Source organism: Nocardioides campestrisoli (assembly GCF_013624435.2).
Classification (GTDB): Bacteria; Actinomycetota; Actinomycetes; order Propionibacteriales; family Nocardioidaceae; genus Nocardioides; species Nocardioides campestrisoli.
Genome location: NZ_CP061768.1, coordinates 3647771 through 3662999, shown reverse-complemented (window position 1 = coordinate 3662999; position 15229 = coordinate 3647771). Strand labels below are relative to the sequence as shown.

Here is a 15229-nt window from a genome sequence, read left to right as displayed (position 1 = left end):
GCACCGGTCCCGCAGATGACCGCCCTGCCGCCGGAGCCGCCCGACCCGGGGTCACCCCGGCCGGGCGAGGAGCCGCCGGACGAGCCGGGCGGGCCGAGCAGCCTGCGCCCCCTGGGCCCGGGCCCGCTCACCGCGGCGGTGATCCTCGGCCTGGTGCTGGGCTGGCTGTGGCACCCGGTCGCCGAGCGGCTGACCGGCACCGCCCCGGTGCTCGCCTGGGGCCAGGCACTGGCGCTCTTCTTCGTCGCGCTCATCCTCGGTGCGGTCGCCCTGGTGACCTGGCGGGCGGTGCACGTGCGCCGGGAGCGGATGGAGGCCCGGCGGATGGTCAACCGGCTGGTGCTGGCCCGGGCCTGCCTGCTCGTGGGCGCCCTGCTGGCCGGCATCTACACCGGCTACCTGGTCTCCTGGCTGGGCTCCCCGGCCGAGCTGGCCGACGACCGGATCCGGCACGCGGGAGCCGCTGCGCTGGGTGGTGTGACGATCGTCGTCACGGCGAAGCTGCTCGAACGCGCGTGTCGCGTCCCGAAAGGCAACCCTCACCTCTAGCCTGAGGGTCATGACTTCCCCGTCTGCTCGTTCCAGCGCCCGCCGACGTCAGCGCAGCACGCGCCTCACCGTCGCCAGCGGTTTGCTGCTGCTCGCGGCCGTCCTCGTCTTCGGGGCGATCGCCACTGGCCAGTACCTCCTGGTCCTCCTCGCCGCGCTTGCCGCGCTCGTGCTGGGCGCCGCCGCGACCCGGATCACCTACTCCGAGCTGGTGCAGACCCGCCGTGACGCCGCGATGGACCGCGCGCAGCAGGCGCAGGCCTACCGCGACATCACCGCCCGGCGGACGGCGGAGAGCGCGGCGTTCGCCGCGGACATGCAGACCCGGATCGAGGAGCGCGAGGAGACCATCGGTCACCTCGAGAGCGAGCTGGGCAAGGCGCTGGAGCGCGCCGCCACCGCGACGCTGAAGATGAACGCCGAGGCCCGCCGCGCCGACGTGGCCGAGCTGGAGGGCCTCAAGCTCAGCGAGGTGCTGGAGAGCTCCGAGCAGCGCGCCGCCGAGGCGGTCGTCCGGGTCGCCGAGCTGGAGGCGGAGATCGACGCCCTGCGGGCCGAGCTGGAGGCCTGGCAGGCCGCGGCGAGCCGGGCGGCGTACAAGCGCGCCTGACCTGACGAACGAGAGCGGGACGTCCCCCGTGGCTCGGCCCCGACCACCCCGGTCGGAGCGCCGGACCGCGGGGGACTTGCCATGTCCTGGAGTGTCGTACGGAACAATCGCCCTGTGATCCCCGACGACAACAGGTTCGAGAGTGACCCCGACGCCGCGCTGCCGGACGACCCCGGACTGCCGGAGGGATGGGTCGCCGAGCCGCCGGACGGGGACTCCGCCGCCGACGTCGCCCGGCTCACCTGGCTGCTGCGCGAGCACGAGCGGACCGCCCGCGGCTGGGCCGGGGCGAGCGAGCAGGACGTGCTGGTCGAGGTCTCCAGCCACGGGCTGGCGATGCGGGAGAACCTGGTCATCCGCGACGCCGAGGGCCAGATCCGCGCCTGGGCGAGCGTGCACGACCGCTCCCTGGGGCGGATGCTCTACGTGCACGTCGTCGACCGCACGATGACCGACTCCGAGGCCCGGCGCTGCTCGCGGGTGATGTTCGACTGGGCCGAGCTGCAGGCGCGCACCGTGGGCGCGGCCCGCGGCGTGAAGACCCAGCAGATCGACACCGGGACCTTCGAGGGTGACGAGCGTCAGCACGCCTTCCTCGTCGAGCGGGGGTTCGAGAAGGTCCGCACCTGGTGGCAGATGAGCCGCCCGGTGACCGCGGAGGAGGAGGAGCTGGTCTCCGACCCCGAGCACTGGGAGGACCGCGGTGTGCGGTTCCGGGCCGTCGCCCGCCAGGGCGACGGTATGCCCGACGAGGCCGACCTGCGCGCGGTGCACGACGTCCTCGAGGGCGCCTTCACCGACCACTTCAACTCCTCGGAGGAGACCTTCGAGGAGTTCGTGCACCGGCTCCGGGAGGATCCCGGGCACCGCTGGGACCACTGGTGGCTGGCCGAGCTGCTCGACGGGGAGACTCCCGAGCCGTGCGGCGCCCTGGTGGGCACCGTCTCGGAGTCGCCGCGCGGCCCCAACGGGTCCTACGTCTCCTACCTCGGCGTGCTCGAGTCGGCCCGGGGACGGGGCGTGGCCAAGGGGCTGCTGCGCACGGTGATCGCCGACGCCGCGGCCCGGGGCCGGGACCGGGTGGGGCTCGAGGTGGACGCCGACTCGCCCACGGGGGCGGAGGGGCTCTACGTCTCCATGGGCTGGGAGACCCGGTACGTCACCGAGTCCTGGCACAAGGACGTGCCGGTCACCGCCTGAGCGAGGCGCGCAGCTGGGCGTGCACCCCGGCCGGGGTGAGCACGCCCAGGAAGATCGGGCCGCGGCGTACGCCGAGCATCGACCGGTCCTCGCGCAGCATCAGCGCCAGCGCCTCCTCGAGGGTGGAGTCGATGCCGATCGCGGCGCCCAGCTGCCCGCCGGTCACCCCGTCCAGCGGTTCCAGGTGCGCCTCGTCGATCGGGGTCACCGAGAGCCGGCGCAGGCCGCGGGTGGCCCCGACGAAGTCCTCGACGAAGTCGTCGGCCGGGTGGGCCAGCAGCTCCTGCGGGGTGCCGTACTGGGCGAGCCGGCCACCCTCGGCGAAGACGGCCACCCGGTCGCCCATCCGCACCGCCTCGTCGATGTCGTGGGTGACCAGCAGCACCGTCTTGCCCAGGTCGCGCTGGAGCCGGGAGAACTCGTCCTGGAGCCGGGTCCGCACCACCGGGTCGACCGCGCCGAACGGCTCGTCCATCAGCAGCACCGGCGGGTCGGCGGCCAGCGCCCGGGCCACCCCCACCCGCTGCCGCTGACCGCCGGAGAGCTGGTGCGGGTAGCGCTGCCCGTAGAGGTCGGGGTCCAGGCCCACGGTGGCCAGCAACTCGCGCGCCCGCTCCCGGGCCGTCGCCTTGGACTCCCCGTGCAGCAGCGGCACGGTCATCACGTTGGCCTCCACCCGCTGGTGCGGGAAGAGCCCCACCTGCTGGATGACGTAGCCGATGTTGCGGCGCAGGGCGTGCGGGTCGACGTCGGTCACGTCCTGGCCGTCGACCAGGATCCGGCCGGTGGTCGGCTCGATCAGCCGGTTGACCATCTTCAGCGTCGTCGACTTGCCGCAGCCCGAGGGGCCGACCAGGCAGACCAGCTCGCCGCGGGCCACGTCGAGGTCGAGCTCGACCACGGCGACCGTGCCGTCGTCGTACGTCTTCCCGACGCCGCGCAGGGAGAGCATCGGCGTGTCCGACCCGGTAGCGTCCATGCCCGTGACCCTACTGGCCGAGCCTTCCTGCTACAGCAGGCTGCGCAACGACTGGTGGTGTCCCGAGTACGTCGTCGACCGGCGCGAGGAGATCCTCGACGCCACCGCCCAGCACCTGGCCCTGACCGTGAGCGCGGTGCTGCTCGGCCTGCTGCTCGCCGTCCCGCTGGCGCTGCTCGCACGCCGGGTGCCCCGCGTGGAGGCGGGCGTGCTGGGTGTGACCACCGGGATCTACACGATCCCCTCGCTGGCCCTGTTCCCGTTGCTGCTGCCGTTCACCGGGCTGAGCGCGACCACGGTGGTGATCGGGCTCGCGCTCTACGCCCTGACCATCCTGGTCCGGGCGATCCTCGACGGCCTGCGCGCCGTTCCCGACGACGTCCGGGAGTCGGCCACCGGGATGGGCTACTCACCGGGCCGGCGGCTGCTCCGGGTCGAGCTGCCGCTCGCGCTGCCCGTGCTGATGGCCGGGATCCGGGTGGCCACGGTCTCCACGGTGGCGCTGACCACGGTCGGGGCGCTGGTCTCCTACGGCGGCCTGGGCAACCTGCTGGTCACCGGGGTCGAGGAGTCCTTCCGCGCGCAGGTGCTCACCGCCTCGGTGCTCTGCGTGCTGCTGGCCTTCGCGCTGGACGCCCTGCTCGTGCTGGTCCAGCGGCTGCTGACCCCCTGGGTGCGCGCATGAACGTGCTCGCCGACACCTGGGCCTATCTTCGCGACCCCGACAGCTGGCTGGGGCCCGGCGCGATGCTCGACCTGCTCTGGCAGCAGCTGCTGCTCACCGGGACGGCGCTGGCGGTCGCGGTGGCCCTCGGCCTGCCGCTGGCGCTCTGGCTCGGCCACCTGGGCCGCGGCGGGTTCGTGGCGATCAACGTCTCGGCCGTGGGTCGGGCGGTGCCCACCTTCGCGCTGCTGGCGATCCTGGTCGCCGCCGACTGGCCGGGCAGCGACACCCTGGGGCCCTACGGCCGGGCCGGCCTGGCCACCCTGATCGCGCTCACGCTCTTCGCGCTGCCCCCGCTGATCACCAACGCCTACGTGGCGATGACCGAGGTGCCCGCCGACGTGAAGGAGGCGGCCCGGGGGATGGGGATGACGGGGCGGCAGCGGTTCTGGCGCGCCGAGCTCCCGCTGGCGCTGCCGCTGGTGCTCGGCGGGGTCCGGCTGGCGCTGGTCCAGGTCTGGGCGACCGCCACCATCGCCGCCCTGGTCGCCGGCCCGGGGCTGGGCCGGGTGATCACCGACGGCTTCTACCGCAACGACTACGGCCAGGGGCTCGCCGGCGCCGTGGTGGTGGCGGTGGTCGCGCTGGTGTTGGAGATCGTCGCCGCGCGGGTACAACGCCTCAGCCGGCCCACCGACCGCCGACCAGACCCCCTCAGCGTCAACCCCGGGAGAGAACGATGACCGCTCCGCGCACCCGCAGCCCCCGCCGACTGCTCGCCTCGGCGGCCGTCCTCTCCCTGGCCGTGCTGGCCGGCGCCTGCGCCGGCGACGACCTGTCCTCGGACGAGGCCGGGAACGACGAGGGTGGCGGGAGCCAGGGCAGCGTGACCCTGGCCAGCCAGAACTTCGGCGAGGCCGCCCTGGTCACCGCCATGTACGCCGAGGTGCTCGAGGACGCCGGGTACGACGTGACCACCAAGCTGGTCGGCTCCCGGGCGGTCTACATGGAGGAGTTCCCCGGCGAGGTCGACGTCGTCCCGGAGTACGTGGCGGGCATCTCCGACTACCTCAACACCAGCGCCGACGGCGCCGACGCCGAGCCGATCACCACCAACGACGCCGCCGAGTCGATCGACGCCGCCCAGCCGCTGCTGGACGACGCGGGGATCACCCTGCTGGAGCCCTCCGAGGCGACCTCCCAGAACGCGTACTTCGTCACCACCGAGCGCGCCGAGGCCGAGGACCTCACCGCCCTCTCGGACCTGGAGGGCGAGAAGGTCGTGCTGGCCGCGGCCCCCGACTGCGAGGGGCGCGACGACTGCGAGAAGGGCCTGGCGGAGACCTACGGCATCGACGTCACCGAGCTGCTCCCGCTCGGCTTCGGCAGCCCGCAGACCTACCAGGCGGTGATCGACGGCGAGGCCGACCTCGGCCAGAGCGGCACCCTGGACGGGACGCTGGAGTCCCAGGGCCTCGTGCTGCTCGAGGACGACCGCGGCATCCAGCCCGCGCAGAACCTGGTGCCGGCGGTCTCCACCGAGTTCCTCGACGCCAACCCCGACGTGCAGGACCGGCTGGAGGGGCTGATGGGGGCGCTGGACAACGAGACCCTCGGCGACCTGATCGCGCGGGTCACCGTCGACCGGGAGAAGCCGGAGGACGTGGCGAGCGAGTGGCTGCAGGAGCAGGGCCTGGTCTCCTAGGCGCTGGCCTTCGTATCCCGGGCCCGGCGGGCGGCCAGCCACCCGTCCGGGTAGCGGCGCTCCCACAGGTGACAGCCGACCAGGACCGCCACCACGGCCAGCAGCCCGGCGATCACGTCGACCACGTAGTGCTCGGCGTAGTAGACCAGCGTGAACGACATCAGCAGCGGGTAGAGCGGCAGCAGCCAGCGCAGCGTCCGGACCAGCCGGGACCCGTGGCGCATCCGGAGCATCGCGTACGCCGTGACCAGGATGGCGACGCCGGCGTGCAGCGAGGGCATCGCGGCGACCTTGTTGCTCACCACCGACATCTGGTGGTGCAGCCCGCTGGCCGGGCTCAGGTCGAACCAGCCGCGGGCGGTGATCCGGGCGATGTCCGGGGTCAGGTAGCCGTCCAGCGCGGCCATCCACGGCGGGGCCATCGGGTAGGTGATGTAGATGACCAGGGCCAGCATGTTCAGGCTCAGGTAGCGGCGCATGAACGGGACCCACGCGTCCCGGTTGCGCACCCACAGCACCGCCGCGATCACCGGGGCCACGACGAAGTGGGTGTAGTAGACGGTGGTGAACCCGACGTCGTACCAGGCGGGCGGGGTGGTGCGCAGGCACGGGTCGCCGCACAGCCAGCCCTGCAGTGCCTCGGTCGGCAGGGTCCCGCCGAAGAGCGCGCGGTCGGCCTCGATCGGCTCGGTCACGTGCACGGTGGCGAAGCCGAGGTCGTCGGCGATGCCCCGGCTGTAGAGGTAGACGGTGAGCAGCACCAGCGGCAGCGACCAGTCGCGGAGGAAGGCCAGGTGGTCACGCCAGGGCGCCTGGATGTGCCAGGCGACGGTGCCGGCGAACAGGAAGCCGAAGACCTGGTACGTCGAGCGCGGCGGCGCGAGCACCACGCTCCAGGCGACGAGCACGGCGAGGAAGACCAGCATGGCCAGCGTCCGGGCTCTCCGGCTGGTCGGGCCGTAGCGGGGCGGGGCCACCACGGGCGGCGGGACCGTCCCGGTCGCGCTGGGGGCCGGAGCGGACTGGGTGCGTGGGCTCATGGGCGCGGCTGCTCGTGCGGCGCGATCTCCAGCGCGGAGTCGGGCACGCTGGCCGCGCGGACCACGTCACCGGGGATGGCCAGCCGCAGACCGTCGTAGGTGCGGGGCGGCGGACCGGTCAGCGAGGTGAACCAGGTGATCAGGGCCTCCGCGTCCGCTCGCCGGTTGCGCTCGACCAGGTAGCCGCAGGACCGGTGAACCGGGGGGAGCCCGGAGTGCACCAGCGAGCGTTCGCCCCACAGCTGGCCGATGCCCTCGCGCAGCAGCTCCCACCAGGCGTCCGAGCAGCCGGGGATGACCAGGAAGTAGCGCCACAGGTCGCCCGGCAGCACCCGGTCGACGAAGACCCGGGTCACTGCCGGGTCGCCGTGCGCGAGCACGGACTCGAGCGCCATCTGCTTGGTCGCCCACCGGTCGACCAGGTCGGAGACCTCGCGCCTCTGCTGGGTGATCGAGCTGCCGTCGGTGCGGATGCGCCAGTGGTAGACCGGCGCCTGGAGCACGTCGAACGTGCCGGCCAGGTAGGCGCGGGTGGTGGCCGGCTGGTCCTCGTAGTGGACCTGCTCGGGCCAGGAGAGCTGCTGGGCGTCCCAGAAGGAGCGCCGGAAGAGCTTGTTCCAGGCGAAGACGTCGCCGAGGATCTCCGGGTGCTCTCCGACCCGCGCCCGGGTCCGGCCCGGGGTGTGCAGCCGGCGCATCCACGGCGGCTCGTGCAGCCCGGCGCCGTCGGGCGGGGGCGCCTCCCAGCGCAGCACGGAGCCGGTGGCGAAGTCCGAGCCGCTCTCCTCCAGCGACCCCACCAGGTCGGCCAGGGCGTTCGCCGGCAGCACGTCGTCGGAGTCCAGGAAGGCGAGGTAGTCGCAGTCCAGCGCGGCGGTACCGGCGTTGCGGGCCGCGCCCAGCCCGCCGTTGGGGGTGTGCAGGACGGTGATCCGGGAGTCGCGCGCGGCGTACTCCTCGGCGATCTCGCCGCAGCGGTCCGGCGAGCCGTCGTCGACCACCACGGCCCGCCAGGTCGTGTGCTGCTGGGCGATCAGGCTGTCCAGTGCCTCGGGCAGCCACTGCTCGACGCCGTACGCCGGCACCACGACCCCCACCTCGGGCGAGCGTCCGCGCCGGCGGAGCAGGGACCACTTCATGGGGACGAGCCTAGAGCAGCAGGGCGCGACCCGGAGCGTCTCCCGGTGCCCCCGCGCGTACGTCGGGACCTCGGATAGGCTCACCGACCGTGACTGGAGCAGGAGCTGTCGGCGGCGTCCCCGGGCGTGCGCCCGACGAGATGAACACCGACGGAGTGCCACGCAAGGTCCTCTTCGTGGCCGGGGCCGGACGCAGCGGCACCAGCACGCTCGCCGGCATCCTCAGCCTGCTGGGCATGCACGTGCCCAAGCCCGAGGTGCAGGCCGACGCCAGCAACCCCAAGGGGTTCGGCGAGCCCGCCTGGGCGGTCGAGGTGCACGACCAGTGGCTGCGCGAGGCCGGCGTCCAGGTGAGCGACTCGCGCCCCTCGGCGTGGTTCGAGACCGGCCGGATCGCCAGCCGCGAGCCCGCCCGCATCCGGGTCTCGGACTGGCTGGAGGGCCACTTCGCCGAGCACCCCGAGCTGGTCGTCAAGGACCCGCGGCTCAGCTGGTTCCTCGGCCTGTGGCGGGTCGCGGCGATCCGCACCGGCGCCACCCCGGTCTTCGCCACCATGCTCCGCCCGCCGGCCGAGGTGGTCGGCAGCAAGCAGAAGTACTACGCCAACAAGCTCGGCTCCGCGCACCTGGCCGCGAGCTGGCTCAACATGCTGCTGCACACCGAGAAGGCCACGCGGGAGTCCCTCAGCGGGTCGACGGTCGGCGGCGGCCGCGCCTTCGTCCGCTACGAGGACCTGCTCAGCGACTGGGTCAGGACGACCATGGCGCTGGGCCACAAGCTCGACGTGCAGTCGGTGATCCACACCCGCAGCGACCAGATCCGCGAGGTGCACCGGTTCATCGACCCGAGCCTGCGCCGGGTCAGCCTGACCCTCGACGACCTGTCGCTGCCGCCCCGGCTGCACGAGCTGGTCTCCGAGACCTGGGCGGAGCTCAACAAGCTCGCCGACGAGGGCGGGGACACGCCGCAGGCGCACGCCACCCTCGACCAGCTCCGGGAGGCCTACACCGCCCTCTATGAGGAGTCCGAGGCGATCTCCAAGTCGTCGGTGGTCGCGGCCCGCATCGACCAGGCCCGGCAGGACGCGGAGGCCGCCGGCCCGGCCGGCAGGCCCGCGCTGACCGACCTGGTGCCGCACGAGGTGCGCGCCAAGATCCCGCCGTCGGTGCGCCGGGGCGTGCGCAAGGCGCTGGGACGCGAGCGGGCCTCCGAATGATCCCCATCGGGCAGGGTGAGGGCCTCATCAATCTCGAGGGGCACACCGAGTTCGACATCACCTGGCCCTGGCGGCGGCCCGGCGGGCTGGCGCGCGGCGCCACCGCCGTGCTCCGGGTCAAGAACGAGGCCCCGGGGCTGAGGTTCGTGCTGCCGCCGCTGCTGCGCGCCGTCGACCACGTGCTGCTGGTCGACAACAACTCCACCGACGGCACCGCGGACGAGGCGGTCCGGGTCGCCGAGGCCGCCGGCCGGTCGGAGAAGCTGACCGTGCGCTCCTACCCCTTCGACGTGGCCCGCGCCGGCGCGGAGCACCTGGCGGTGCACGAACGCTCGGTCCACTCGCTGGCGTACTTCTACAACTGGTGCTTCTCGCACGTGCGCACCCGCTACAGCTGGAAGTGGGACGGCGACATGGTGCTGACCACCGAGGGCGAGGTCTCGATGGGTGACCTCTCCTGGCAGGTCGGCACCACGGACGCGGTCATCCGTTTCCCGCGCCACGGCCTGTACGTCGAGTCCGACCGCCGCGCGTTCCTCGACCTGGGCCTGCGCAACATCGAGGAGTGGGGCTTCCCGATGAGCCCGGACTTCGTCTACTCCAAGGCTCCCGAGTGGGAGATCCGCACCACGCCGGAGCGGTTCGAGATGTTCGCCCTGCCCCAGGGCCTGTGCGTGGAGCTGAAGTGGCTCGACGGCGACGAGTTCGCCCACTGGACCGACCCGCAGTCGTTCGCCACCAGCCTGCGCAACCGGCGCAAGCGCCGGGAGTGGACGGTCTGGAACGCCCTGCAGGAGGGCACGGTGCCCGAGGGCGTGGTGGAGATCGTCGCCCCCGAGGGAGTGCACGTGATCGACCACGTGACCCACGACTGGCTGCCGCGCGCGCCGCGTCCGTTCGTGGTGGACGACCCGGCGCACGCCGCCGGCTGAGCCTGCCTGCGCCCCTCTCGCGGACCCACGTGGCCCACGTCACACGGCGCCCGGTTCCCACCTGTGACACGCCGACGTAGGCTCAGGTCGCACACCAACACACGAGCCACATCGTCTGGTACCCGTCCCGGTCTCGGTGCTTCGGCACCGAGGTGGTCGGAGGGACTGAAACGAGAGGTTTACCCATGACCACCACCCTTCGGGTGGGCGTGGTCGGCGCCGGTCGCGTCGGCGCCGTCCTCTCGTCAGCCCTGCGCGATGCCGGCCACCTCGTCGTGGCCGCCGCGGGGGAGTCCGACGCCTCGCGCCGACGGATCGAGCAGCTCCTTCCCGGGGTGCCGATCGCCAAGCCGAGCGCCGTGGCACGTGCCTGCGACCTGCTGCTGCTCACGGTGCCCGACGACATGCTCGGCAACGTCGTCTCCATGCTCGCCGCCAGCGGCTCGCTGCGCGAGGGCCAGATCGTCGCGCACACCTCCGGCCGGCACGGGCTCGCCGTCCTGGCTGCGGCCACCGCCGTGGGCGCCCGCCCCCTGGCGATCCACCCGGCGATGACCTTCACCGGCACCGCGATCGACCTGCCGCGGCTCAGCGGCTGCGTCTTCGGCGTGACCGTCGGCGCCGATGAGCGCGCGGTCGCCGAGCGGCTGGTCGCAGACCTCGGCGGACGCCCCGTCTGGGTCGAGGAGGAGCGCCGCACGCTCTACCACGCCGGGCTCGCGCACGGCGCCAACCACCTGGTCACCCTGGTCGCCGAGGCCCGCGAGGTGCTCGCCGCCTCCGGAGCCGACGACCCCTCGGCCATCCTGCGGCCGTTGCTGACCGCGGCCCTGGACAACGCGCTGGCCGCCGGCGACGCGGCCCTGACCGGCCCGATCGTGCGCGGGGACGTGCAGACGGTCGAGGCGCACCTGGCCGACCTGCAGGCGCATGCGCCGCAGTCCGTGGCGTCGTACGTCGCGCTGGCCCGCGCCACGCTCGGCCGCGTCGTGACCGACGGGCGGGTGCTGCCCATCCGGGCGGCCCGGATCATCGCGCTGCTGGACGGCGCCACCCGGGCGGTCGTGCCCGGCCCGGCCGCCACGGCGGAGCCCGCCGGCGACGAGGGCGGCCCGACGAGATGACCGGGTCCCCCCTCCTCGCGCGCAGTCGCGAGGAGCTCTCCGAGGCGCTCTCCGCCCTGGCCGCCCAGCGCGGCGGCGACGGCCTGGTCGGCTACGTGCCCACGATGGGCGCGCTGCACGAGGGGCACGCCAGCCTGGTGCGCGAGGCGCGCCGGCGGGTCGGTCGGCAGGGCCGCGTGGTGGTGAGCATCTTCGTCAACCCGCTCCAGTTCGCCCCGACCGAGGACCTGGACCGCTACCCCCGCACGCTGGACGCCGACGTGGAGGTCTGCACCGAGAACGGCGCGGACGTGGTCTTCGCGCCCAGCCCCGAGGAGGTCTATCCCGGTGGGGTGCGGGCGGGCCACACCGACGAGCAGATCACCGTCGACCCCGGCCCGCTGGCGCTCGAGCTCGAGGGCCGGGTCCGGCCGACCCACTTCCGCGGCGTGCTCACGGTGGTGGCCAAGCTCTTCGGCCTGGTCCGGCCCGACGTGGCGGTCTTCGGGGAGAAGGACTACCAGCAGCTCGTGCTGATCCGGCAGATGGCCACGAACCTCTGCCTGGGTGTCGAGGTGGTCGGGGCCGAGACCGTCCGTGAGGCGGACGGCCTCGCCCGGAGCAGCCGCAACCGCTACCTCGACCCCGAGCAGCGGCAGCAGGCCACCGCCCTGCACCGGGTGCTCAGCGCCGCCCGCGAGGCGGCCGACTGGGGGCCCGACGTGGCGATCGAGGCGGCCCGCGCCGAGCTGCGGCGCTCGCACGGCGTCGACCTGGACTACCTCGAGCTGCGTACCCCCGAGCTCGCCCCCCTGCCCGGCCCTCCCGCGCCCCTGCCCGAGGGGACGCCGGCCCGGATCCTGATCGCCGCGCGCGTGGGCAGCACCCGGCTGATCGACAACATGCCCCTGACCCTCGGCCCCCGCCGAGAACCCCGCACCACCCCCAGCAGCACCCCCAGCAGCACCCGAAGAGGAGACCTCTGATGCTTCGCACGATGATGAAGAGCAAGATCCACCGCGCCACCGTCACCCAGGCGGACCTGCACTACGTGGGCTCGGTCACGGTCGACGAGGACCTGCTCGACGCCGCCGACCTGCTCGCCGGAGAACTGGTGCACATCGTCGACATCGACAACGGTGCCCGGCTGGAGACCTACACGATCGCCGGCGAGCGTGGCTCCGGCATCATCGGCATCAACGGTGCCGCCGCCCGCCTGGTGCACCCCGGCGACCTGGTCATCCTGATCGGCTACGGCCAGATGGAGACCGCCGAGGCCAAGGAGTTCCAGCCCTCCGTGGTCTTCGTCGACGGCGAGAACAAGATCCTCGCCACCGGCTTCGACCCGGCCGAGACCTTCGGCGACCCCTCGCTCAAGCGCGGCGACCTGATCGGCCGCTGACCCAGGTGACAGGGAGCCGAGGAGCCCGGCTGCGCGTCCCGTCCCGGCTGGCCGCGCCCGCGCCGGGGTGGACCACCCGCGCGGACGTGGTCGTGGTCGGCTCGGGCATCGCCGGGCTGACCGCCGCGCTGCGCATCGACGCGGCGGCCCCCGGACTGAAGGTCCTGGTGGTGACCAAGGACGTGCTGCACGCCGGGTCGACCCAGTGGGCCCAGGGCGGCATCGCCGCCGCCCTGGGGCCGGGGGACACCCCCGCCCAGCACGAGCACGACACCCTGGTGGCGGGCGCCGGCGCCTGCGACGTCGAGGCCGTCCGCACGCTGGTCACCGAGGGGCCGGCCGCGGTGCACGAGCTGATCGCCCTGGGCACCCGCTTCGACCTCCACCCCGACGGCGAGCTGAGCCTGACCCGGGAGGGCGGGCACCTGCGCGACCGGATCGCGCACGCGGGCGGCGACGCCACCGGCGCGGAGATCCAGCGGGCGCTGATCGCCGCGGTGGAGCGGGCCCCGCAGATCGAGGTCATCCAGCACGCCCTCGCCGTCGACCTCCTGCTGGCCGGCGACGGAGGCGTGGCCGGGCTGACCCTGCACGTGCTGGGCGAGGGGCAGCGGGACGGCGTGGGCGCCGTGCACGCTCCCGCGGTGGTGCTGGCCAGCGGCGGCCTGGGACAGGTCTTCTCCTCCTCCACCAACCCCGCGGTCGCCACCGGCGACGGGACGGCGCTGGCCATGCGCGCCGGCGCGGTGGTCCGCGACCTGGAGTTCGTCCAGTTCCACCCCACCGTGATGTACCTGGGCCCCGACTCCTCGGGTCAGCAGCCGCTGATCTCCGAGGCCGTCCGCGGCGAGGGCGCCTTCCTGGTCGACTGGGAGGGCCGCCGGGTGATGGCCGGCGTGCACGAGCTCGCCGACCTGGCCCCGCGCGACGTGGTGGCCAAGGCGATCACCCGGCGGATGCTCGAGACCGACCGTCCGCACCTCATGCTGGACGCCCGGCACCTGGGCGCGGAGTTCTGGGAGCGGCGCTTCCCCACGATCCTGGCCACCTGTCGCGCGCACGGCGTCGACCCGGCGACCGACCTGATCCCGGTCGCGCCGGCCCAGCACTACGCCTCCGGCGGGGTGGCCACCGACCTCGACGGCCGGACCTCGGTGCCCGGCCTCTACGCCACCGGGGAGGTCGCCTGCTCGGGCGTGCACGGCGCCAACCGGCTGGCCTCCAACTCGCTGCTGGAGGGACTGGTCTTCTCCCGCCGGATCGCCGCGGTGCTGCCCGGCGAGCTGCGGGCGGCCCAGGAGCCGGCCAACCAGGAGCCGGCTGGCGAGGCCTGGCTGGTGCCCGGGTCGGTACGCCGTGAGCTGCAGGCGCAGATGACCCGGCACGTGGGCGTCCTCCGCTCCGACCGCGGGCTGCGCGAGACGCTGGACCGGCTGGGGTCGCTGGCCGGGGACCACCAGGGCGGGTCAGACGGCACGCCCGCGCCGGGCGTGGACGCCTGGGAGACCACGAACCTGCTCACCGTGAGCGCCGCCCTGGCCCAGGCCGCCCTGCTGCGTACCGAGACCCGCGGCTCGCACTGGCGCGAGGACCACCCCGACCGCGACCCGCGGGTGGCCGGTCACGTCGACGCGTGGCTGGAGGACGGGGTGGTGCACGCGCGCTGGACCCCGTCGCCGTCCACCGACCCCGGCGACCTGATCGCCGCCCCCGATCCCCTTCAGCCCACCGGGAGTCCCGCATGACCGTCACCCAGCCCTCGCAGTCCGCCTCGTCCGGGAGCCGGTTCCCGGGCACGCTGCCGGCCCGCCTGGCGGACGAGCTGACGGCCGCCGGCCTGGAGCCCGACGCGGTGCTCGCGATGATCCTGGGAGCGCTGGCCGAGGACCTGCCCGACGGCGGCCTGGACGCCACCAGCGTGGCCACCATCCCCGCCGAGCAGCAGGGCACGGCCGGGTTCAACGCCCGGGAGCCCGGCGTGGTCGCCGGTCTCGGTCTGGCGGAGGCGGTCTTCGCGGTGGTGATGGGCGACGAGGTGCGCGTCACCGACCGGCTGCCCGACGGGACGCGGGTCGCCGCGGGGGACCGGGTGATGACGGTGAGCGGACCGGTTCGCGGTCTGCTGACCGCGGAGCGGACGGCGCTGAACTTCGCCAGCCACCTCTCGGGGGTGGCCACCGCGACCTCGCGCTGGGTCGAAGCGCTGGAGGGCACCGCCGCCCGGGTGCTGGACACCCGCAAGACACTGCCCGGCTGGCGCGCGCTGCAGAAGTACGCCGTGCGCTGCGGCGGCGGGGTCAACCACCGGTTCAGCCTGGTCGACATGGCGATGGTCAAGGACAACCACGTGGTCGCGGCCGGGGGCGTCGTCCCCGCGCTCGAGGCCGTCCGGTCCGCCTTCCCGGGGCTGCCGGTGGAGGTCGAGGTCACCGACCTGGACGAGCTGGTGGCGCTGCTGGATGCCGGCTGCGACCGGATCCTGCTCGACAACATGGACGCCGCCACGATGACCGAGGCGGTGCGGCTGCGCGACGAGCGGGCCGACGGCCGTCGGGTCGAGCTGGAGGCCTCGGGCGGGCTGACCCTGGACCGTGCCCGCGAGGTCGCCGCCACCGGGGTCGACTACATCTCGGTCGGGGCGCTGACCCACTCGGTCACCGTCTTCGACCTGGGCATGGACCTGACGTGA

The 15229-nt window shown here is 73.9% G+C and carries 16 protein-coding genes; 13 read left to right on the top strand and 3 right to left on the bottom strand.

The annotated features are described in order from the left end of the window. Nucleotides 1–15 precede the first annotated feature (15 nt). The 3 genes from H8838_RS17300 (at nt 16) to H8838_RS17290 (ending at nt 2359) form a co-directional block, all read left to right on the top strand. Complete coding sequence (locus tag H8838_RS17300) at nt 16–549, top strand: DUF3180 domain-containing protein (RefSeq protein ID WP_185994496.1); 534 nt, start codon at nt 16–18, stop codon at nt 547–549. Between the two features lie 10 nt (nt 550–559). Then, nucleotides 560–1159 carry a hypothetical protein gene (locus H8838_RS17295; protein WP_181311883.1) on the top strand — a complete coding sequence of 200 codons (600 nt, stop codon included), beginning with the start codon at nt 560–562 and terminating at the stop codon, nt 1157–1159. A 114-nt stretch (nt 1160–1273) separates the two neighbouring features. After that, nucleotides 1274–2359 (top strand): GNAT family N-acetyltransferase, encoded by a 1086-nt coding sequence (locus H8838_RS17290; RefSeq protein WP_219924310.1) that lies wholly within the window; start codon nt 1274–1276, stop codon nt 2357–2359. Here the strand turns inward: H8838_RS17290 and H8838_RS17285 are convergent. Further along, nucleotides 2349–3338, bottom strand: coding sequence for an ABC transporter ATP-binding protein (locus H8838_RS17285; RefSeq protein WP_185994498.1), 990 nt, complete (start codon nt 3336–3338; stop codon nt 2349–2351). The genes H8838_RS17290 and H8838_RS17285 overlap by 11 nt on opposite strands. Before the next feature lie 4 nt (nt 3339–3342). On the opposite strand from H8838_RS17285, the gene H8838_RS17280 reads away from it, so the two are divergent. The 3 genes from H8838_RS17280 to H8838_RS17270 are packed head-to-tail and all read left to right on the top strand — an operon-like array spanning nt 3343 to nt 5707. After that, nucleotides 3343–4023 carry an ABC transporter permease gene (locus H8838_RS17280; protein WP_224766224.1) on the top strand — a complete coding sequence of 227 codons (681 nt, stop codon included), beginning with the start codon at nt 3343–3345 and terminating at the stop codon, nt 4021–4023. Beyond that, nucleotides 4020–4745, top strand: a complete 726-nt coding sequence (locus H8838_RS17275) for an ABC transporter permease (protein ID WP_185994500.1) — start codon at nt 4020–4022, stop codon at nt 4743–4745. The genes H8838_RS17280 and H8838_RS17275 overlap by 4 nt, the downstream gene beginning before the upstream one ends. After that, a complete protein-coding gene (locus tag H8838_RS17270) occupies nt 4742–5707 on the top strand; it encodes an ABC transporter substrate-binding protein (RefSeq protein ID WP_185994501.1) in 966 nt (321 codons plus the stop codon). The genes H8838_RS17275 and H8838_RS17270 overlap by 4 nt, the downstream gene beginning before the upstream one ends. Here the strand turns inward: H8838_RS17270 and H8838_RS17265 are convergent. Beyond that, nucleotides 5704–6747 (bottom strand): phosphatase PAP2 family protein, encoded by a 1044-nt coding sequence (locus H8838_RS17265; RefSeq protein ID WP_185994502.1) that lies wholly within the window; start codon nt 6745–6747, stop codon nt 5704–5706. The two genes, H8838_RS17270 and H8838_RS17265, sit on opposite strands and share 4 nt — an antisense overlap. After that, nucleotides 6744–7886 carry a glycosyltransferase family 2 protein gene (locus H8838_RS17260; RefSeq protein WP_185994503.1) on the bottom strand — a complete coding sequence of 381 codons (1143 nt, stop codon included), beginning with the start codon at nt 7884–7886 and terminating at the stop codon, nt 6744–6746. The genes H8838_RS17265 and H8838_RS17260 overlap by 4 nt, the downstream gene beginning before the upstream one ends. An 89-nt stretch (nt 7887–7975) precedes the next feature. On the opposite strand from H8838_RS17260, the gene H8838_RS17255 reads away from it, so the two are divergent. The 7 genes from H8838_RS17255 to nadC all read left to right on the top strand — a co-directional run bounded on the left by H8838_RS17255 (nt 7976) and on the right by nadC (nt 15229). Then, the gene (locus H8838_RS17255) at nt 7976–9103 is read left to right on the top strand and encodes a sulfotransferase family protein (protein WP_224766223.1); all 1128 of its coding nucleotides are present in this window, start codon (nt 7976–7978) and stop codon (nt 9101–9103) included. Beyond that, the gene (locus H8838_RS17250; RefSeq protein ID WP_185994504.1) at nt 9100–10035 is read left to right on the top strand and encodes a glycosyltransferase family protein; all 936 of its coding nucleotides are present in this window, start codon (nt 9100–9102) and stop codon (nt 10033–10035) included. The genes H8838_RS17255 and H8838_RS17250 overlap by 4 nt, the downstream gene beginning before the upstream one ends. A gap of 185 nt (nt 10036–10220) precedes the next feature. Then, nucleotides 10221–11159: a Rossmann-like and DUF2520 domain-containing protein gene (locus tag H8838_RS17245; RefSeq protein ID WP_185994505.1), complete on the top strand. Its 939-nt coding sequence runs from the start codon at nt 10221–10223 to the stop codon at nt 11157–11159. Beyond that, complete coding sequence (gene panC, locus H8838_RS17240; protein WP_185994506.1) at nt 11156–12124, top strand: pantoate--beta-alanine ligase; 969 nt, start codon at nt 11156–11158, stop codon at nt 12122–12124. The genes H8838_RS17245 and panC overlap by 4 nt, the downstream gene beginning before the upstream one ends. Beyond that, complete coding sequence (gene panD / locus H8838_RS17235) at nt 12124–12540, top strand: aspartate 1-decarboxylase (protein WP_181311872.1); 417 nt, start codon at nt 12124–12126, stop codon at nt 12538–12540. Before panC ends, panD begins: the two co-directional genes overlap by 1 nt. A gap of 5 nt (nt 12541–12545) precedes the next feature. Further along, nucleotides 12546–14285, top strand: coding sequence for an L-aspartate oxidase (locus H8838_RS17230; protein WP_181311871.1), 1740 nt, complete (start codon nt 12546–12548; stop codon nt 14283–14285). Continuing rightward, complete coding sequence (gene nadC / locus H8838_RS17225) at nt 14282–15229, top strand: carboxylating nicotinate-nucleotide diphosphorylase (protein WP_181311870.1); 948 nt, start codon at nt 14282–14284, stop codon at nt 15227–15229. The genes H8838_RS17230 and nadC overlap by 4 nt, the downstream gene beginning before the upstream one ends.